17 protein-coding genes and 1 riboswitch are annotated in these 19789 nt (G+C 72.2%); of the genes, 9 read left to right on the top strand and 8 right to left on the bottom strand.

What is annotated here, in order from left to right; translation table 11 throughout:
- Positions 1–5: 5 nt before the first annotated feature.
- A complete protein-coding gene (gene glyA / locus FHS08_RS10565; protein WP_167038747.1) occupies positions 6–1280 on the bottom strand; it encodes a serine hydroxymethyltransferase in 1275 nt (424 codons plus the stop codon).
- A gap of 61 nt (positions 1281–1341) precedes the next feature.
- Positions 1342–1426: riboswitch (ZMP/ZTP riboswitch) on the bottom strand.
- 139 nt (positions 1427–1565) lie between these two features.
- Here glyA and FHS08_RS10560 point away from each other — a divergent pair.
- The 6 genes from FHS08_RS10560 (at position 1566) to FHS08_RS10535 (ending at position 9095) form a co-directional block, all read left to right on the top strand.
- Positions 1566–3209: a family 20 glycosylhydrolase gene (locus tag FHS08_RS10560; protein WP_243847275.1), complete on the top strand. Its 1644-nt coding sequence runs from the start codon at positions 1566–1568 to the stop codon at positions 3207–3209.
- Positions 3206–4357, top strand: coding sequence for an N-acetylglucosamine-6-phosphate deacetylase (locus FHS08_RS10555; RefSeq protein ID WP_167038745.1), 1152 nt, complete (start codon positions 3206–3208; stop codon positions 4355–4357). Before FHS08_RS10560 ends, FHS08_RS10555 begins: the two co-directional genes overlap by 4 nt.
- Before the next feature lie 439 nt (positions 4358–4796).
- On the top strand, positions 4797–6845 hold the full coding sequence (locus tag FHS08_RS10550; protein WP_167038743.1) for a sigma-70 family RNA polymerase sigma factor: 2049 nt from the start codon (positions 4797–4799) through the stop codon (positions 6843–6845).
- Positions 6846–6937: 92 nt separating this feature from the next.
- Positions 6938–7339, top strand: a complete 402-nt coding sequence (locus tag FHS08_RS10545; protein ID WP_167038741.1) for a YrdB family protein — start codon at positions 6938–6940, stop codon at positions 7337–7339.
- Entirely contained in the window at positions 7336–8703 is a 1368-nt protein-coding gene (locus FHS08_RS10540) for an FAD-linked oxidase C-terminal domain-containing protein (protein WP_167038739.1), read from the top strand. Before FHS08_RS10545 ends, FHS08_RS10540 begins: the two co-directional genes overlap by 4 nt.
- Entirely contained in the window at positions 8700–9095 is a 396-nt protein-coding gene (locus FHS08_RS10535) for an NUDIX domain-containing protein (RefSeq protein ID WP_167038737.1), read from the top strand. The genes FHS08_RS10540 and FHS08_RS10535 overlap by 4 nt, the downstream gene beginning before the upstream one ends.
- Positions 9096–9498: 403 nt before the next feature.
- Here FHS08_RS10535 and FHS08_RS10530 read toward each other — a convergent pair whose 3' ends face one another.
- The 7 genes from FHS08_RS10530 to FHS08_RS10500 all read right to left on the bottom strand — a co-directional run bounded on the left by FHS08_RS10530 (position 9499) and on the right by FHS08_RS10500 (position 16494).
- Positions 9499–10167, bottom strand: coding sequence for a hypothetical protein (locus tag FHS08_RS10530; RefSeq protein ID WP_167038735.1), 669 nt, complete (start codon positions 10165–10167; stop codon positions 9499–9501).
- A 42-nt stretch (positions 10168–10209) separates the two neighbouring features.
- Complete coding sequence (locus tag FHS08_RS10525; RefSeq protein WP_167038733.1) at positions 10210–10989, bottom strand: glucosamine-6-phosphate deaminase; 780 nt, start codon at positions 10987–10989, stop codon at positions 10210–10212.
- Positions 10982–11908: an ROK family protein gene (locus tag FHS08_RS10520; protein ID WP_167038731.1), complete on the bottom strand. Its 927-nt coding sequence runs from the start codon at positions 11906–11908 to the stop codon at positions 10982–10984. Before FHS08_RS10520 ends, FHS08_RS10525 begins: the two co-directional genes overlap by 8 nt.
- A gap of 43 nt (positions 11909–11951) precedes the next feature.
- Positions 11952–12860, bottom strand: coding sequence for a carbohydrate ABC transporter permease (locus tag FHS08_RS10515; RefSeq protein WP_341800385.1), 909 nt, complete (start codon positions 12858–12860; stop codon positions 11952–11954).
- Positions 12857–13843 (bottom strand): carbohydrate ABC transporter permease, encoded by a 987-nt coding sequence (locus FHS08_RS10510; protein ID WP_167038729.1) that lies wholly within the window; start codon positions 13841–13843, stop codon positions 12857–12859. The genes FHS08_RS10515 and FHS08_RS10510 overlap by 4 nt, the downstream gene beginning before the upstream one ends.
- Before the next feature lie 132 nt (positions 13844–13975).
- Positions 13976–15220, bottom strand: a complete 1245-nt coding sequence (locus tag FHS08_RS10505) for an extracellular solute-binding protein (protein ID WP_167038727.1) — start codon at positions 15218–15220, stop codon at positions 13976–13978.
- 71 nt (positions 15221–15291) lie between these two features.
- On the bottom strand, positions 15292–16494 hold the full coding sequence (locus FHS08_RS10500; protein ID WP_167038725.1) for an ROK family transcriptional regulator: 1203 nt from the start codon (positions 16492–16494) through the stop codon (positions 15292–15294).
- A gap of 165 nt (positions 16495–16659) precedes the next feature.
- On the opposite strand from FHS08_RS10500, the gene FHS08_RS10495 reads away from it, so the two are divergent.
- The 3 genes from FHS08_RS10495 (at position 16660) to FHS08_RS10485 (ending at position 19732) form a co-directional block, all read left to right on the top strand.
- The gene (locus tag FHS08_RS10495; protein WP_167038723.1) at positions 16660–17103 is read left to right on the top strand and encodes a hypothetical protein; all 444 of its coding nucleotides are present in this window, start codon (positions 16660–16662) and stop codon (positions 17101–17103) included.
- A gap of 110 nt (positions 17104–17213) precedes the next feature.
- Positions 17214–18707 (top strand): L,D-transpeptidase family protein, encoded by a 1494-nt coding sequence (locus FHS08_RS10490; RefSeq protein ID WP_167038720.1) that lies wholly within the window; start codon positions 17214–17216, stop codon positions 18705–18707.
- A gap of 56 nt (positions 18708–18763) precedes the next feature.
- Positions 18764–19732: an acetylxylan esterase gene (locus FHS08_RS10485; protein ID WP_167038718.1), complete on the top strand. Its 969-nt coding sequence runs from the start codon at positions 18764–18766 to the stop codon at positions 19730–19732.
- The last annotated feature ends 57 nt before the right edge of the window (positions 19733–19789 follow it).

The following is a 19789-nucleotide window of genomic DNA, read 5'->3' as shown; positions in this document are numbered from 1 at the left end:
CGTCGCTACTGCTGCAGGCCGGGGTACAGGGGGAACGCGGCCGTCAGGGCCGCCACGCGCGTCCGGAGCGCGGCGACGTCGGCGTTCGGCAGCAGCGCGAGCGCGATGATGTCGGCGACCTCGGCGAACTCGGCGTCGCCGAAGCCGCGCGTCGCGAGCGCGGGCGTGCCGATGCGCAGGCCCGACGTCACGAGCGGCGGGCGCGGGTCGTTCGGGACGGCGTTGCGGTTGACCGTGATGTGGATCTCGTGCAGGAGGTCCTCGGCCTGCTTGCCGTCGATCTCGGCGTCGCGGAGGTCCACGAGCACGAGGTGCACGTCCGTGCCGCCGGAGCGGACGGCGATGCCGGCATCCTTCACGTCCTGCTGCTCGAGCCGCTGCGCGATGAGGTGCGCGCCCCGGAGCACACGCTCCTGCCGCTCCTTGAACTCGGGCGTGGCCGCGAGCTTGAACGCCGTCGCCTTCGCCGCGATGACGTGCATGAGCGGACCGCCCTGCTGCCCGGGGAACACCGCGGAGTTGATCTTCTTCGCGATGTCGGGGTCGTTCGTGAGGATGAAGCCCGAGCGCGGGCCGCCGATCGTCTTGTGCACGGTCGACGACACGACGTGCGCGTGCGGCACGGGGCTCGGGTGCAGGCCCGCCGCGACGAGGCCCGCGAAGTGGGCCATGTCGACCCACAGGAGCGCGCCCACCTCGTCGGCGATCGCGCGGAAGGCCGCGAAGTCGAGCTGGCGCGGGTAGGCCGACCAGCCGGCGATGATGACCTTGGGCTGGTGCTCGATCGCGAGACGGCGGACCTCGTCCATGTCGATGATCGAGGTCTCTGGGTCGACCCCGTACGCGACGATGTTGTAGAGACGCCCGGAGAAGTTGATCTTCATCCCGTGCGTGAGGTGGCCGCCCTGGTCGAGCGAGAGGCCGAGCAGGGTGTCGCCCGGTCGTGCGATCGCGTGCAGCACCGCCGCGTTGGCCGTCGCGCCCGAGTGCGGCTGCACGTTCGCGAACTCGGCGCCGAACAGCGACTTCGCACGCTGGATCGCGAGCTCCTCCGCGACGTCGACCTCTTCGCAGCCGCCGTAGTAGCGGCGACCGGGATAGCCCTCGGCGTACTTGTTCGTGAGCACCGAGCCCTGCGACTGCAGCACCGAGACGGGCACGAAGTTCTCGGCGGCGATCATCTCGAGGTAGCCGCGCTGCCGCTCGAGCTCGCGCTCGAGAACCTGCGCGATCTCGGGGTCGACCTCGGCGAGCGGGGCGTTGAAGTACTGATCGGTCATGTCGATCTCCTTGACTGCGGCTTCGTGGTTTCGATGCACCCCGATCTTCTCGGTGGTGCAGAACATCGGCCCAGGCGTGCGGTCGAATGCCGTAGTCGGTCGCTCCCCGGTGGGTGCCCACCTCAACGCCAGTCGCGACGGTTCGAGCATATCGGATGCCGCCCTGTGCACCACCCGCCGAGTGTCCGGGAGACGCCGCGCACCGGGACGCGCAGCTGCGTGTCGTGGACACTCGGCGGCAGGGTCGGTAGGGTTGCGACAAGCGTTTTTGTTAGGGATCCTTACATGAATGGACGTCGCGCCGGCGGGATCCTCATGACGGCGGCCGGCCTCGCGCTCGCGGCGTGCGCGCCGGCCGCCCAGAATGGAGACACCGTGACCCCTCCCGCCGTCGTGCCCGCCCCCGCCTCGATCGAGGCATCCGGGGCGGCGCCGTTCCGCCTCGCGGACGAGACCGGCGTGACGGGAGACCGGGATGCCGCGGCCGTCCTGTCCGCGCTCGTCGAGGCCCGCACGGGGCTCGCCCTCGACGGCCGCACGGGGATCGACCTGCGCATCGAGACAGGTGGAGCGCCGGAGTCGTACCGCATCGCGGTGGATGGAGCCGCGCCCACGCGCCCTGAGGCTCCGGGCGGCGCGCCGGCGGTGCCTGGAGCGGGCCTGGGGACCGTCGTCGTGACGGGGGCCGACGCCGCCGGGCTCTTCTACGGCGTCCAGACGCTCGGGCAGCTCATCGCGAAGACGGGCGACGGCTGGACGATCCCCGCCGTCGAGATCGAGGACGCCCCGCGGTTCACGTACCGCGGGGTCATGCTCGACGTCGCGCGCCACTTCCACGGCGTCGACACCGTCAAGGCCTACATCGACCGCGCGGCGGGGCTCAAGCTCAACGCCCTGCACCTGCATCTGAGCGACGACCAGGCGTGGCGCCTGCAGCTCGCCTCGCGCCCCGAGCTGACCGCGAAGACCGCCGACAACGCGATCGGAGGCGATCGGGGCGGGTTCTTCACGAAGGCGGACTACGCCGACATCGTCGCGCATGCGTCCGCGCGCCACATGATCGTCGTCCCCGAGTTCGACACCCCTGGTCACACGCACGCCGTCGGCCTCGCCTACCCCGGGCTCGCAGAGGCGCCCGTGGTCACGGAGCAGATCGCCGCGAACGGCGACGAGCTCCCCCTCGCCGGGGTGCCGTACCAGGGTCTCGCGGTCGGCTTCTCGTCGCTGAAGATCCACGACGAGGCGACCTACGACTTCCTCGCCGACGTCTTCGGCGAGCTCGCCGGAATGACTCCGGGCCCGTACCTCCACGTCGGGGGCGACGAGGCGCACGGCACCGACCCCGACGACTTCGCCTTGTTCATGTCGCGCGTGACGCGGATCGTGGCCGACCTCGGCAAGACACCGGTCGCATGGCACGAGGCGGGATCCTCATCCGGCCTCGCCCCGGACACGATCGGCCAGTACTGGGGCTTCGTCGCGCCGACCGACGGGATGGACGTCACGGCCCGCGCCTTCGTCGAGAACGGGGCGCAGCTCATCCTCTCTCCCGCCGATGCGGTCTATCTCGACATGAAGTACTCGGCCGACGCGCCCCTCGGGCTCACGTGGGCGAACGGCCCGACGTCGGTCGAGCGCGCGTATGCGTGGGAGCCGTCGGCCGTCATCCCCGGCGTCTCGGACGACGACATCCTGGGCGTCGAGGCGCCGATGTGGACCGAGACGGTCCGCGACCTGTCCGACATCGACGAGATGGCGTTCCCGCGCATCGCGGCGGCGGCCGAGGCGGCATGGTCGCCTGCGACGGGACGCAGCGACCTGCGCACGTGGGGGTCGTTCCGGGCGCGCGTCGGGGCTCTCGGCCCGCTCTGGACGAGCCTCGGAATCGGCTTCCACGCGTCGGACGAGATCCCCTGGGCCGCCGAATGAGCGTCGTCATCCACTCGGCGCGTCTCGTCGAGGCCGACGGCGTCGCCGACGACGCATGGGTGCGCTTCGACGACGGACGCGTCGCGGATGCCGGGACAGGTGACGGGTGGCGCGCCTCACCGGCGGACGCGGTCGTCGATGCCGTGGCCGTCGCCGGCCCCGGCGCCTTCCTCACGCCCGGGTACATCGACCTGCACGGGCACGGGGGCGGGGGCTTCTCGTACGACGACGGCCCCGACGCGGTCCGCGCCGCGCGCGCCGCGCATCGCGCGCACGGCACGACCCGCGCCGTGCTGTCGCTCGTGACGGCGCCCCTCGCGACCCTCGAGCGGCGCGCCGCGATGGTCGCGGACCTCGTGGACACGGATGCCGACATCCTCGGCTCTCATCTCGAGGGACCCTTCCTCGATCACGCGCGCAAGGGAGCGCACGACGAGTCGCTGCTGCACGCGCCGACCCCCGACGCCGTCGAGCGCCTCCTGACGGCCGGCCGCGGCACGGTGCGCCAGGTCACGATCGCCCCCGAGCTGCCGGGGGGCCTCGACGCCGTCCGCTCCATCGTCGCCGCTGGCGCGGCCGCGGCCGTCGGACACACGTCGGCCGACTACGCGCAGACCGTCGCCGCCTTCGATGCAGGAGCGACGATCCTGACCCACGCGTTCAACGCGATGCCGGGGCTGCATCACCGCGATCCCGGTCCCGTCGCGGCCGCGACTTCCGACCCGCGCGTCACGATCGAGATCATCGCCGACGGCGTGCACCTGCATCCCGAGGTCGTCCGCATCGCCTTCGCGTCCGCGCCGGGGCGCGTCGCCCTCGTGACCGACGCGATGGCCGCCGCGGGCGTCGGCGACGGCCGCTACGACCTGGGTGCGCTCGAGGTCGTCGTCGACGCGGGCGTCGCGCGCCTCGTGGCCGGCGGAGCGATCGCGGGCTCGACGCTGACTCAGGATGCCGCGCTCCGCCTCGCGGTCGGCGCCGGGGTGCCGCTGCGGGACGCCGTCGGCGCGCTCACCGCCGTGCCCGCACGGGCGATCGGGCGAGGCGACGAGCTCGGCTCGCTCGCGCCGGGATTCGTCGCCGACGCCGTGCTGCTCTCTGCCGACCTCGGCGTCCGCGGAGTGTGGACCGGCGGCATCGGCGGCTGACACGATCCCCGGCGGTGTGCGCCGCCGCCTCGCCGAGCTCTCCGGGCATGCAGAGGCCGCTGCATCCCCCAAGGGTGCAGCGGCCTCGCCGTCCCCAGAGCGGCGGGCCCGGAAGTCCCTCCCCCCGAAGTCCTTCCGAGCCCGCCTCCGGTGTCGTCCGGACTCACGTCCGACCCCCAGCCACCGGTGCCCGCACCCAGCCCCCCGGAGAGTGCGAGCAACGTCTCTCGCTGATGAGACGCGCAGGAGGGGGATCTATTACGCGGGTCGTCGCGATTCGTCCGTGGGCCGTCTCATCGGCGTCGACTTCGCACGCGTTCCGAGCGGACGGGCCCCGAGCCTGTGAGAATGGACAGGTCGCGTAATGAAACACCCCGTCAGCGCGTCTCTTCAATGGCGGCGGACAGTGCCGCCGCATCGACGCGTCCACGGAGCAGCAGTGATCGAACAGGAAGCCGGGCCGGCCGGCACGGGCGATGTCGCCGATGCCGATCTCGTCCTGCGCACGCGGTCCGGCGACGGCGAGGCGTTCGGCGAGCTGTGGCGACGGCACTACCGGTCGGGCATCGCCGTGGCGCGCTCGATCACGTCGAGCCTCGATGCCGACGATCTCGTCCAAGAGGCGTACGCGCGCATCTACCAGTCGATCCTGAAGGGCGGCGGCCCGACGGGGTCGTTCCGCGCGTACCTCTTCACGAGCATCCGCAACACGGCCGCCGGATGGGGCCGCGCCCGTCAGGAGAGCACGATCGACGAGCTCGAGACGGTCGAGGATCCGGCGACGACCGAGCAGGCGACATCCGACGCCCTCGATCGCAGCATCACGGCGCAGGCGTTCCGCAGCCTCCCGACCCGCTGGCAGGAGGTGCTGTGGTACTCCGAGATCGAGCAGATGAAGCCCGCAGAGATCGCTCCGCTGCTCGGGATGAAGGCGACCGCCGTCGCGCAGCTCGCGTTCCGCGCCCGCGAGGGGCTTCGCGAGGCGTGGGTCCAGGCGCACCTGCGCTCCGTCCAGGACGGCTCGGCCTGTCAGTGGACGATCGAACGACTCGGCGCATACGCGCGAGACAACGTCGGCCCCCGCGATCGGGGCAAGGTCGACAAGCACCTCGCGGAGTGCGCCCGCTGCGCGATCGTCGCCGCGGAGGCCAGGTCGGTCTCGAACCGGCTCGCGCTCGTGCTGCTCCCCCTCACCATCGGCGTCGCGGGCACCGCCGCGTACCTCGCATCGCTGCAGGGCGGCGGCGCGCCGCTCGTCGCACTGGCCGCCATGCCGTCCACCGTCCTGCAGGGTGCCGTCACGGTCTTCCCGGGCGACGGCGGCGCGACGCTCGCGGGAGCGATCGGCTCGTCGGGCGCAGCGCCGGCCCTGTCGTCCGCCGGTGGCACGGGCTCCTCCGCCGGCGCCGCAGGCGCTGCGGGATCGGCAGGGGGCGCGGGCGCTGCGGGATCGGCCGCCGGTGCGGCCGCCGCCGGCGCGGGTGCAGCGGCCGCGGCCGCCGGGGGCGGCATCCTCACGGGAGCGGGCGCGATGATCGGACTCGTCGCAGCAGGCGTCGTGCTCGTGGGGGCCGTGGTCGCCGCGGCGGTCGTGATCCCCGCCTTCAGCCCGCCCGCGACGGTCGCGGAGGCGAGCGTTCCGGGCGGTGCCGGCGTCCTTCCCGCGCCCGCGACGACGGATGCCGCCACCCCGTCGCCCCTTCCGAGCGACCTTCCCACGCCGCCGCCGGCGGACGCGACGCCCATCGCCCCGCCCGCGGCGGACGACTCGCCCGCACCGCGGGCGGACGACCCGGGGGCGGAGGTTCCCGGGGCGGCGGACCCCACGAGTCCGACGGCGCCTGCGAACCCGTCCGAGCCGGGCACGCCGACCGACCCGGGCACGCCGACCGACCCGACCGACCCCGGCACGCCCACCGACCCGGGCACGCCCACCGACCCGGGCACGCCGACCGGCCCGGGCACACCGACCGGCCCGACCGACCCCGGCACGCCCACCGACCCGACGGATCCTACGGACCCCGGCACGCCCACCGACCCGACCGACCCGAGCGATCCAACCGACCCCGGGACGCCGACCGACCCGACCGACCCCAGCGATCCAACCGACCCCGGGACGCCGACCGACCCGACCGACCCCACGAACCCGACCGAGGAGGACGACACGCTCCCGAGCGGCGCGCCGTCGGCAGCGAGCGCGTCGTGGGAGCTCATCGGGACCGAGCTCAGCATCCACGTGACCCTCGCCGGCGCGCCGTCGTCGACGGCGGAGGTCGTGCTCGGGCGCGCCGTCAAGGCTCGCGTGACGTTCGACGCAGCGGGCACCGCCACTGCGACGCTTCGCCCCACGCTCGTCGAGTTCCTCGCGAACGCGGCGGTCCGCCTGCACTATGTGACGGCGTCCGAGACAGGCCCGGACGCGACCGTCCGCATCGGCGACCTCGTCGACCGGACGGATGTCATCGCCGAGTGGTTCGACCGGATCTGACACGTCAGGCGGGGCTGACGCGCCGCAGCCGAGTGGTTCGACCGGCTCTCTCCCGCGGAGCGGGTCGGAGCGCGCGCCGTAGACTGGAATCCATGTCCGATCTCCCCCGTGTCTCGCCCGAACGGCCTGCGGAGCCCGCGTCGCCCGCACCCGGAACCCGAGCGCCGCTGTCGGGCATCGACATCCTCGCCTTCGCGTGCGAGCTGTTCGCCTTCGCGACGCTCGCCTTCTGGGGCTTCATCGCGTGGTCCTTCCCGTGGAACCTCGTCGTCGGCATCGGCGCTCCCGTCGTCGCGATCGTCGTGTGGGCCCTGTTCGTCTCGCCGCGGGCCGTGTTCGCCGTGCATCCGTTCGTCCGCGCCGTCGTCGAGCTGCTCGTCTACGTGTCCGCGACGATCGCGTGGTGGGCCATGGGCCAGGCCGTCATCGGGCTCGTCTTCGGGCTCGTCGCCGTGACGGCCGGGGTGTTCGCGGGGCGGCGACGGTTCGCGTGACCGGCGACGAGATCGTCACGCGGCTGCGGGCCGCCCTCGGCGATCGCGTCGACACCTCGCCCGCCTCGCTCGCGGCCGCACGTGCCGACAAGTCGGGGCATGCGGCATCCGGGACCCCTCTCGCGATCGTCCACGCGGCGGCCGTGTCCGACGTGCAGGCGACGCTGCGCATCGCGACCGAGACCGGCACGCCCGTCGTCACGCGCGGCGCAGGCACGGGGCTCGCGGGCGGCGCCAACGCCGGCGACGGAGAGATCGTCCTCTCCGTGCGCGCGATGGACCGCATCGTCGAGGTGGAGCCCGACGACCTCGTCGCCGTCGTCGAGCCCGGCATCCTCAACGCTGCGCTCAACGCCGAGCTCGCGCAGCACGGACTGTGGTGGGCGCCCGATCCCGCGAGCCGCGCCATCTCGACGGTCGGCGGCAACATCGCGACGGGCGCCGGCGGGCTCCTGTGCGCGAAGTACGGCGTCGTGCGGGATGCCGTGCTCGGCGTCGACGTCGTCCTCGCCGACGGCAGGCTCCTGCGGCTGGGCCGTCGGACCGTCAAGGGCGTGACGGGGCTTGACCTCACATCGCTCATGGTCGGCTCGGAGGGCACCCTCGGCGTCATCGTCGGCGCGACGCTCAAGCTCCGCCGTCTCGTCCCGGGCGACGTGTGCACGATCGTCGCGGTCTTCCCGGGCGTGCGTGCGGCGGCGTCGGCGTCCGCCGCCGTCACGGCGTCCGGCATCCAGCCCGCCGTCATGGAGCTGATGGATGCCGCGAGCCTCGCCGCCGTGCATGCCCTGCTCGGCATGCACGCGCCGCAGGCCGGCGCCGCGCAGCTCACGATCCAGACCGACGGCCCGCTCTCGACGGCCGAGTCCGAGATGATCGCGGGTCTTCTGCGCGGCCTCGGGGGCTCGGTCGCCGTTTCCCACGACGCCGACGAGGGCGAGCGCCTCCTCGCGATCCGGCGGGCGATGCACCCCGCGATGGAGACCCTCGGGACGACCCTCATCGAGGACGTCTCGGTCCCGCGCAGCGCCCTTCCCGCGATGTTCGACGAGATCGCCCGCGTCGAGCGCGCCTTCGGTCTGGTCATCCCCACGGTCGCGCACGCCGGCGACGGAAACCTCCACCCCAACTTCGTCTTCGACGGCCCCGACGTGCCGCCCGTCGTGTGGGAGGCCGCGGACGAGCTGTTCCGGGCGGCGCTCCGCCTCGGAGGCACACTCACGGGAGAGCACGGCGTCGGAGTCCTCAAGCGGCGCTGGCTCGCCGACGAGCTCGGCGACGACCAGTGGGAGCTGCAGCGGCGGATCAAGTCCGTCTTCGACCCGCTCGGCATCCTCAACCCGGGCAAGGTGTTCGCGTCGTGACTGCCGAGATCCGCGTGAGCGCGGCGGTCGTGACGGATGCCGCGGGCCGCGCCCTCGTCGTCCGCAAGGCCGGGACGGCGGTGTTCATGCAGCCCGGCGGCAAGCCCGAGCCGGGCGAGACGGCGGCGCAGGCGCTCATCCGCGAGCTCGCGGAGGAGATCGGCGTCCGCGTGCCGGAGGCGGCGCTCGTCCCGCTCGGCGAGTTCGCGACGGATGCCGCCAATGAGCCGGGTCACCGCGTCGTCGCCGACGCCTTCCTCGTCGACCTCGACCCCGCCGACGTCGTGCCGGCGGCGGAGATCGCCGAGGCCCTGTGGATCGCACGGGACGATGCGACGACCCCGCTCGCACCGCTCAGCCGCGACCTGCTGCTGCCGCTCGTCTGGCGCTGAGACGGCGCCCGCGCACCTCCGGCCGCTCGTCGAGATGCGCGGCTGCGCCCCGCGAGCAGGTCCTCCTGTGCTGCCGCTCACGATCGCCGTCGCAGCCGGCGACACCGTGGCGGGCGAGGCGAGCGACGGCACGCTGCGCTGCCTCCTCGTGGCCCTGCGGGGCGGATCCGGCTCCTCGCCGTGACGTACGCGGCGCGGCCGCGTCCTGCGTCGCCGCGACGCTCGCGCTCGTGGTCGCAGGGATGCTCATCGGCTGGGCGCTCTTCCCCGTCGGGCCGATCACGCCGTCTGGGACCCGTTCGCCGCGAACGCTCTGCCGCAGTCGGCCTGCGTCGTGGTCTTCGGCATCCTCGCGATCTGGCCGTTCACGACGCCCGACGTCCTCTCGTCGTCGGCGCGCGCGTCAGCCGGCTGGTGGGAAGACCTGCACGGGCGGCAGGTCCGCGGTCACGCGCCGGCCGGCCACGAGCAGCGCGAGGATGCCGAGCACGATCGGTGCCGCCAAGGTCGCGAGCTGGCCGAGGCCGATGAGGAGGAAGACGCCGTCGTCCTCGGTCGCGCTCAGGTCGATGCGCAGCGCCACGACCAGCAGCTGTGCGAGCACCTGGGGGACGACGACCGCCGCGAGCGCCCACAGCGGCGCCCAGCGCACCCGCCCCGTCACGATTCCCGCGCGCGCGATCTGCACGACGACGAGGATCGCCGCCGCGATCTCGACGGCGGCGGACGCGTACCCCCATGCCGTGTAGAACTCCGCTGTCCCCTGTTCGTACGGGAGCACCGCTGTCAGGGCGCGGCCGACGAACGGCCACGCCGCCAGGAGCACCGCGGCACCTGTTGCGAGGGGCTGCCGCGCCACGACGCTGCCCGGTCGGCCGAGGCCGAACGCGAAGACCACGAGCGCAGCAGAGAACGCGATCGTGCCGGCCCAGTACACGACCGTCGTGAGCGGAACGTTCGACATCACGAGCATCGGTGCGGCGACGCTCGCGACGGCGCTCGCGATGAGGAGCACGCCGCCCGCCGTCAGGGTTCGTCTGAGAGCCCCGCCGGGGGTCGCGGCATCCGTCATGGCGTCAGGCTACCCCGCGGAGGGCGCACGACCGGAGAGCGGCTACAGCCCCTGCCACGCGGGCTTGTTCGCCCACGCGTACCGGTAGTAGTCGCGGTTCTCGAGCCGGGATGCCGCGGCCTCGTCCACGACGACCGTCGCGTGCGGGTGCAGCTGGATCGCCGACCCTGGCAGCGACGACGTGACGGGGCCCTCGACGGCGCCGGCGACGGCATCCGCCTTGCCTTCGCCGAAGGCGAGGAGCACGAGGTGGCGGGCGCGCAGGATCGTCCCGAGACCCTGCGTGATGCAGTGCACGGGCACGTCGTCGATCGAGTCGAAGAAGCGCGCGTTGTCTTCGCGCGTCTGCTCGAGCAGGGTCTTCACCCGGGTGAGGGAGGCGAACGACGAGCCGGGCTCGTTGAATCCGATGTGGCCGGACGTGCCGATCCCGAGGATCTGCAGGTCGATCCCGCCCGCTTCCTCGATCGCGGCCTCGTAGTCCTCCCCCGCGTGCTCGATGCCGTCCATGGAGCCGTTCGGGGTGTGGACCAGCCCGGGCGTGAGCCCGAGCGGCTCGACGACCTCGCGCGCGATGACCGAGCGGTACGACTCGGGATGCGCCGGGTCGATGCCGACGTACTCGTCGAGCGCGAAACCGCGCACGCGCGACACGTCGACGCCCTCCAGCCGCGGCCGCAGCGCCTCGTAGACGGGAACGGGCGTCGAGCCGGTCGCGAGCCCCAGCACGACGTCGGGGCGTGCCCGGATGAGCCGGACGATCTCGTCGGCGACGAGCGCGCCGGCGGCCTCCTCCGACGGGACGATGATGATCTCAGCCATGCGTGAGGACCTCCTCGGGATCGCGAGCGGCGCCGATGAGCGCCGCGCCGAGCGCCGCCGCCGGCGAGCCGGCCGGAAGGAGCTCGACGCGCTCGTCCAGGCGGAGCGAGCGCAGGAAAGGGGATGCCGCGGCGTTCGCGGCGAGCTGCGCCGTGACGTCGGCGAGCATGCGGTCTCCGAGAGCCGTCAGCCCGCCGCCGAGCACGACGACGTCGACGTCCGCCGTCAGGATCAGGACGCCGACCGCGGCGGCGACGCCGACCGCGAGCCCTGCGCGAAGCTCGCGCGCGAGCGGGTCGCCCGCCTCCGCGGCGTCGAACACGTCCCGCACGGGCAGGGCGCCGGGGCGGCCCCAGCGCTGGGCGATCGCGCCGCCGCCCGCGAACGACTCGATGCACCCGCGCTGGCCGCACCGGCACAGCGGGCCTCGCGGGTCGATCGGGACGTGGCCCACCTCGCCCGCCGTGCCGTGCGCTCCGCGCCACAGCCGGCCGTCGATCACGATGCCCGCCGCGACGCCCGTCCCGATGTTGAGGTACGCCATCGCACCCGAGCCGCCGTGCAGGGCGTAGGCGCCCACCGCGGCGGCCTTGACGTCGTTCTCGACGCGCACGGGCACCCCGAGCGCCGGCTCGACGGCCGCGGCGAGATCGAGCGCGTCGACGCCGAGGTTGACGGCGTGCGTGACACGGCCCGTCGCGGCGTCGACCTGACCCGGGATGCCGATGCCGACGGAGCGGACCGACGCCGTGTCGATCCCCGCGTCGGTGCCGAGCGCGTCGACGGCGGCCACGATCGTGCGGACGACGGCATCCGGACCCCACCCCGTCGCGAGCCGGACGCGCGCCGCGATGCTGCCGGCCGCATCGATCGCGACGGCCTCCGCCTTCGTGCCGCCGACATCGACGCCTACCCTCATCGTCCGCCCCCCGTGCGCGGCGTGGATCCGTCCATCGCCCGCATCACCCCTTGACCGCCCCGGCCACGAGACCGCTCGTCATGCGCCCCTGCACGATCAGGAAGAACACGACGACGGGGATCGCGACCAGTGTCGAGCCTGCCATGAGCTCGGCCCAGTTGATCCCGCCGTTCGGGTCGAGGAACGTCCGCAGCCACACGGGGAGCGTCATCGCCTCGGGCCGCGGGTTGAGGACGAGGGCGAACACGAACTCGTTCCACGCCTGGATGAACCCGAAGACGCCCGTCGCGACCAGACCGGGCGCGAGCAGCGGGAAGGTGATCTGCCAGAACGCCCTCGACCGGCTCAGCCCGTCGATCATGGCGGCCTCCTCGAGCTCGACGGGGACGCCGTTGACGAATCCGCGCAGCGTCCAGATCGTGAACGGCAGCACCGTCGCGCCATAGACCGCCGAAAGCCCCACGATCGTGTTCAGGAGGTGCCAGCCGTCCATCAGGCGGAAGATCGAGATGATCATCGCCTCCGCCGGGATCATCTGGATGATCAGGATCGTGATGATGAAGGCCGCGCGGCTGCGGAACCTGAACCGCGTCACCGCGAGGGCCGCCAGGAAGGCGAACACGAGCGATACGGCGACCGTGATGAGCGTCACTGCGAGCGAGTTGGCAAGCGCAGGCAGGAAGGGCGCGCGAGCCGACTCGAAGATGACGTTCGTGTAGTTCTCGGTGGTGAAGTCGTCCGGCCAGAAGTGCAGCTGGCTGCCGCGCACCTGTCCGTTGGGCTGGAACGAGGTGTTGACCATCCAGTAGACGGGGAACACCGACGCGAGGAAGACGACGATCGCAGCGGCGCCCGCGAGGAGGGAGCCGATGCGGCGGCCGGCGGGCCGCCGGCGGCGACCCGAGACCGCGGGCGTCGCGACGGGCGGGGCGGTGGTGACTGCCGTGGTCACAGCGAGTCCTCCTTGACGGTGTTGCGCACGTAGAAGATCGAGATGGCCACCAGGAGCAGCACGACGATGACCGAGATCGCGCCGCCCGCTCCGAAGTCGCCGGAGCCGAGCGAGACGCGGTAGATGTAGACGCCGAGGGTGTTGGTCTGCTCGGCGAGCCCGCCGATCGACTGCAGTGCATAGATCTGCGTGAACACCCGCAGATCCCAGATGATCTGCAGGATCGTGACGATGATCAGGATCGGCCGGATGAACGGGACGACCACGAGGCGGAACCGCTTGACTCCCCCGGCCCCGTCGAGCTGGGCCGCCTCGAGCACCTCGTCGGGAACCTGCGTGAGTCCCGCGTACACGGTGAAGGCGACGAACGGGATCGCGCCCCACACGATGATGACGGCCGCGACGAAGAAGAAGCTCAGCGGCTCGATGAGCCACGAGTGGCCCGCGAAGTCCAGGCCGAGCCAGTTCGCGAGCACGTGGTTCAGCACGCCGTACTGCGTGTCGAAGATCCAGCCCCACACGATCGTGGCGGACAGAGGCGGCATCGCCCATGCGAGCAGGAGGCCGACCGACACGAGCGTGCGCAAGACCGCCCCGAGTCGCTTCATGAGGAGGGCGACGAGGATGCCGAGGGCCATCGTGGAGACGACGCAGACCGCGGCGAACGCGAGCGAGCGGCCGAGGACCTGCCAGAACTCCGGATCGGTGAGGACGTCGATGTAGTTCCCGACCCCGACGAACTCCGGCGGCGCTCCGAACACCTGCGCGCGGCCGAACTTCTGGAACGACATGATGAGCAGCTGCAGGAGCGGCCAGCCCGTGATGACGACGAGGACGACGAGCGCCGGCGTCAGAAGGGCGTAGGGCGTGAACCACCCGGCGCGTGCGGTGCGAGGCCGAGAGGGCTGCTCGGGCGGCCCGGCGAGGCGCTCGTCCTCGACGGCGCTGACGGCCGGAGGCGGTGCGCTGGACGCAGTGGACATGGGTTCTCCTGGGGGAATGCTAGGCATGGGACCGGGCCGGCGGCGAGAGTATCGGCCGCCGGCCCGGATCGACGCGCGAGGCGTCGGGTGGATCGGCGCGCAGCCCGTCAGGCCGACGGCGCCATCCGCGGGTCAGCCGTTGAGGATGTCCTCGATCTTGGTGTCGACATCCTTGGCCAGCGACTCGACGTCGCCGCCCTGCGCGATCTTCACGAAGAAGTCCTCGAGGACGCGCGATGCCTCGACCTCGGCCCAGTTCGGCGATGCGGGGGTCAGCTTGGCGTTTCCGGCGGCCTCCGTGAACGCCTTCGCCTCAGGCGTGTCGCCGAGGGTCGACGCGAGCGACTTCTTCGCCGGGATGAGGCCGTTCTCGCCGTAGATCGTCTGGAAGCCGTCGCTGAGGATGATCGTCAGCGCCTTCTTCGCGAGATCGGGGTGCTGCGACTTGGCCGAGATGCCGATGTTCGAGCCCCCCGCGAAGACCTGCGCGGCGCCGCCGTCGATGCCGGGGAGGGCGTAGACGAAGGGGGCGGCCGGCGGGTTGTCGGTCTTGCAGTCGCTGGCCAGGCCCAGCGCCCAGTTCGGTGCGGAGAACTGGATCGACGTGCCTTCGCAGTACGGCGTCCACGGCTCGGCGTTGTCGCCGTCCTTCGGCGCGAGCGACGCGGTCGTCATGAGGTCCTGCACCTGCTGGAGGCCCTTGACGGACTCGGGCGAGCTCAGCTGCGCGTCCCACGTGCCGCCGTCCTCGACGGCGAGCTCGCCGCCGTTCTCCCAGATGAACGGGAGGGCGTTGTACCAGTCCTGCCCGGCGAAGTAGATGCCCGACTTGCCGGGGTTGGCGGCCGCGAGCTCCTTGGCCTTCGCGACGTAGTCGTCGAGCGTGGCAGGCGCCTCGCTGACGAACGCCGGGTCGGCGAACACGACACGGGCACCCGAGTACAGCGGCGCCGCGTAGAACTTGCCGTCGTACGACCCCGCCTCGACGAAGCCGGGCAGCAGGTCGTCACCGCCGAGGTCCTCGTACAGGTCGGAGATGTCCAGCAGCGCGCCGACCGACGTGAAGGCGGGGGCCTGCGTGTTGCCGAACTCGACGACGTCGGGGCTGTCCGAGCTCGACAGGCTCGTCGTGAGCTTGTCGACCAGGCCGTCCCACGTCTGCTCCTCGATGACGAGCTTCGAGCCGGGGTTCTCCTTCTCGAACGTCGTCGTCAGGTAGTCGCGCGCCTCCTGCGGCGTGTCGGTGCCGACCAGCCAGACGCGGACCTGTGCGCCTTCGGGCTCCGCCGAAGAACTGCCGCCGCTGCCGCCGGCGCAGCCGGCGAGCACGAGCGCCGAGGCGCCGAAGAGCGCAACGGCTCCGAGCGTCTTCTTCATGGTGTCTTCCTTCGTGTTCTCTCTTGGTGTTCCGGGGGACCGGGCGGCCCTCCAGGGGGGAAGGGTGGCGGCTACGACACCCCGAGTTGTCCCGACAGGACCATGACGGCGGCGCCGCGCAGGACGATGTCCTGGCCTTGCCCCGTCATCCGCACCCGCACGCCGTCGTGGAACTTGGCGAGCGTCCGGGCTCGGAGGGTCTCGACGGTCGCTTCCGCGAGTGGTCCGTCGAGAAGTTCGGTGGGGCCGGAGAGCACGATCTCCGACAGGTCGAGCGCGCCGACGATGGGGGCGAGCGCGATGCCGAGCCGCTCCCCCGCGTCTCGCAGGATGCTCTCGCGGGAGGACTCGCCGGATGCCGCGGCCAGCCGCGCCGTCAGCGCGGGCACGGCGAGCCAGGCCTCCAGACATCCGACCTTTCCGCACACGCACTCGGGCCCGCCGTCCGTGCCGACGCTCACGTGCCCGATCTCGCCCGCGGCGAAGTGGGCACCGCGCATGGGCTGGCCGGACGAGAGCAGGCCCGAGCCGACACCGCGGCCGACCTTGACGAGAAGCACGTCGTCGCCCGCTCCCCCGAAGGTGTACTCGGCGAGCACGGCCGCGTTCGCGTCGTTCGCGACGAGCACGGGAAGGCCCAGCGCCGACTCGAGCGCGGACTCGAGGTCGAAGCTGACCCAGTGGAGGTTGGGGGCCGTGAGGATGCGGCCGCGGTCGTCGACGACGCCCGGGGTGCCGACGCCGACGCCCAGGACGGGAGCGTGCGACTCGGCGACGAGGTCGCGCGCGAGCCCTATGACGGCCTCGACGACGTCGCTGTCGATCGGCACGGGGATCTCCCTGCGCACGACGATCGTGCCGTCGAGGGTGAGGATCGCTCCGCGGAAGGCGTCGCTGCCCGACAGGTCGAGGCCGACGATGCGATGTCCGTCGCGATCGAGGTCGATGAGCATCGCGGGCTTGCCGGGACCCGAGGCCTCGCGGACGCCGATCTCGGCGACGAACCCGTCGGCGATGAGCTCGGCGACGAGGTCGGAGATCGTGACGCGCGTGAGCCCCGTCTCGCGCGACAGGTCGGCGCGGCTCATGGCTCCCTGGTGGAAGAGGGTCTGCAGCAGCAGCGAACGGTTGTGCCCGCGAGCGTGCTCGGGGAGGACCTTCCCGCCCTGGCGCAGGGCTCGGCCGTTGCCGAACGAGCGGCCGTTCGGGGCTCCCGTCGTGGTGTGCGAGGGCTCGGTCGTGGAAGAGCCTCGCTGCACTTCCGTTGCAGACATGTTTGTTAGTAGAGCTTACGAACAAACGATGCGCAACCTTCGGGACGGATTTGCTCGGGGGGTTTACAAAACTGTTACACACGCGAAATCCCGTCGTCCCGCAGACCCTGGCGCGCTGCCGCGCATGCGGCATCGCCTAGGGTTGACGGCGAAGGAGGCACTCCCATGCGCCGCACGATCGCCGCCACGACGCTGGTCCTCGCCGCCCTGCTGGGCCTGACCGCGTGCACGGGAGCGCCGGGCACCGCCTCCTCCGGCCATGCCGACGCGGACGGCGACGGCGGCCAGTCGGTCGCCGACGCGTGCCAGATCATCCAGCAGACGATCGCCGACGCGGCCGACGACTTCCAGGGCGGCGCGACGAGCGACCCTGCCGCGATCGCCGACGCGATGCAGTCCGCCGCGAGCGAGCTGCAGGATGCCGCGTCCCGCGTCACGAACGACGAGGTGGCCGCGCTCCTCCCCTCGCTGCAGGACATGTTCGGCCAGACCGCCGAGGTCATGCAGGGGCTCGTCGACGGCGACGTGTCGAAGGTCGGCGACCTCGCAGGACTGGGCCAGCAGTTCCAGGAGACGACGCAGAAGTTCCAGGACCTCTGCGCCGGCTGACGGCTCCCCGCCGCGCCGACGTCACACGACCGTTACCTCCCGCACTCGATGCGTCGACGGCATCCCTTACCATAGAGTCACGCGTTCACCGAAAACCGGGGGGTGAGGACGTGACCGATCTGGCCACCAGGCCCGGCGCCGACGATGCGTCGACCGAGGGCGGCGACGCCGACACGACAGCTGTCATCGCAGAGTCCGCCGACGCCGCCGCACCCGCCGTCGAGTGGGCGCCCGCCGAGCCGGCGCCCAAGAAGCGGCGCCTCTGGCTGTGGATCGGAGTCCCCGCAGGACTCGCAGTGGCGGGCCTCGTCGCCTCCTCGCTCATCCTCATCGCTCCCGGCACGGCTGTCGCAGGCGTGCCCGTCGGCGGGCTCACGGCGGGTGCGGCAGCCGACGCGCTCGCGTCGCGCTTCGCCGCGACCACGATCGTCCTCTCCGGCGAAGGCGGCGACGCCGAGCTCACGGCCGCCGACCTCAGCGCCTCGATCGACGCCCGCTCTCTCGCCGACGAGGCCTTCGCCGACCATCCCATGTGGAACGTCGGAGCCTGGAACGCCGACCCCGCCGACGCCGTCGTCTCGATCGACCCCGCCAAGGCCACGGCGGCTCTGCGCAAGGCCGCCCCCGGTCTCTACGCGGATCCCGTCGACGCGGCCGTCTCGTTCGACCCTGCGACCGCGTCGTACGTGACGACGCCGTCGGTCGAGGGCATCGGGGTCGACGTCGAAGCCGTCCGCGCCGCCCTCCAGCGGGCCTTCGCGGCGGGCGAGTCGTCGGTCGAGTTCGACGTCGTGCAGGCGCCCGTCGCGCCCGAGACGCCGACCGCGGTCGCGGACGCGACCGTCGCGACGCTCAACAAGATCCTCGACTCCGCCGGCTTCTACGTCGGCACCGAGCGCACCGTGCCGATCGACCGTGCGACGGCGGCATCCTGGATCACGGTGTCTCCCGCCGAGCACGGCACGTTCGAGATCACGGCCGACGCCTCCAAGATCCAGCCCGTCGTCGACGGACTGCCTGGCGCCGTCGATCGCGCTCCCGTCGACTCGACGGTCATCACGAACGCCTCGGGGTCGGTCCTGAGCACGCCGACGGTGGGCGTGACGGGCCGTACGCTCGAGTCGACCGCCGGGATCGCGAACGCGTACGCGAAGCAGCTGGCCGAGGGCACGGGCGTGTTCCAGCTCCCCGTCAAGGAGGTCGCCTTCGCGACGACTTCTCTCGCCCGCCTGCTCGAGGTCGACCTGAGCGAACAGCGCCTCTACCTCAAGGAGAACGGCAACGTCGTCGACTCGTGGCCCATCTCGAGCGGCGTGGGCAACACCCCGACGTACACGGGGCATTACACGATCGGCTACAAGACGACCGTGCAGACGATGAGCGGGTACAACCGCGATGCCGAAGGCAACATCACCGGCACGTATTCGACGCCCAACGTCAAGTGGCCCATGTACTTCAACGGCGGGCAGGCCTTCCATGGCGTGTACTGGCACAACAACTTCGGCAACCGCATGAGCCACGGCTGCGTCGGCATGCCGGAGTGGCGTGCCAAGCAGATCTACGACTGGGCGCCCAAGGGTGCCGACGTGTGGATCCACCAGTAGAAGACGGCTCGACGACCGCGACGCGAGGTGCGCGCAGGCTCGGCTAGCGTTGACGAGTGCCGCGCTTCGACCTGTCTCCCACGCAACTCGAGTCCTATCGCCCCGGCGTCCGCGAACCCGCCGACTTCGACGAGTTCTGGACGGCGACGCTCTCCGAGTCCCGGGCCGCGGGCGGCGAGATCGAGGCCGTGGCCGCGGCATCCCCGCTCCGTACGATCGACGCGTTCGACGTGACCTTCCCGGGCTTCGCGGGCGATCCCGTGAAGGCCTGGCTCACGTTGCCGCGCGGCATCGAGGGGCCCCTTCCGGCCGTCGTCGAGTTCCTCGGCTACGGCGGTGGGCGCGGCCTGCATCACGAGCGGCTCGGCTGGGCGTCCGCCGGCTACGCGCACCTCGTGATGGACACGCGCGGCCAGGGGTCGGGCTGGGGGGCCGGCGGTGACACGCCCGACCCGCACGGGACCGGCCCGTCGACCCCGGGATTCATGACCCGCGGCATCGACGACCCCGAGCGGTACTACTACCGCCGGGTCTTCACGGATGCCGTGCGCGCCGTCGACGCCGTGCGCGCTCTCCCTCGCGTCGACGCGTCGCGTGTGGCCGTGACGGGGGTGAGTCAGGGCGGCGGCATCGCTCTCGCCGCCGGCGCACTGTGCGACGGACTCGTCGCCGTGATGCCCGACGTGCCGTTCCTGTGCCACTTCGAGCGAGCCGTCGGTCTGACCGATCGTCACCCGTACCAGGAGGTCGTGACCTACCTGTCGGTGCACCGCGGCGCCGATGAGCGGGTGTTCGAGACCCTCTCCTACTTCGACGGCGTCAACATGGCCAAGCGCGCGACGGCCCCCGCGCTCTTCTCCGTCGCGCTGCACGACCCCATCTGCCCGCCGTCGACCGTGTACGCCGCCTTCAACCACTACGCGGTGTCCGACCGCCGAGTCGAGGTGTACACGCACAACGAGCACGAGGGCGGCCAGTCGGTGCAGTGGCTCGCGCAGACGGAGTTCGTCGCGGCACGGGTCTAGGCCCCCGCGCGGGCCGCTCGCGTTACGCGGGGGGACGCCGCGGCATCCTCTCCCCGT

It is taken from the genome of Microbacterium ulmi (genome assembly GCF_011759705.1).
Classification (GTDB): Bacteria; Actinomycetota; Actinomycetes; order Actinomycetales; family Microbacteriaceae; genus Microbacterium; species Microbacterium ulmi.
This window is presented reverse-complemented; position numbering and strand designations above follow the sequence as displayed.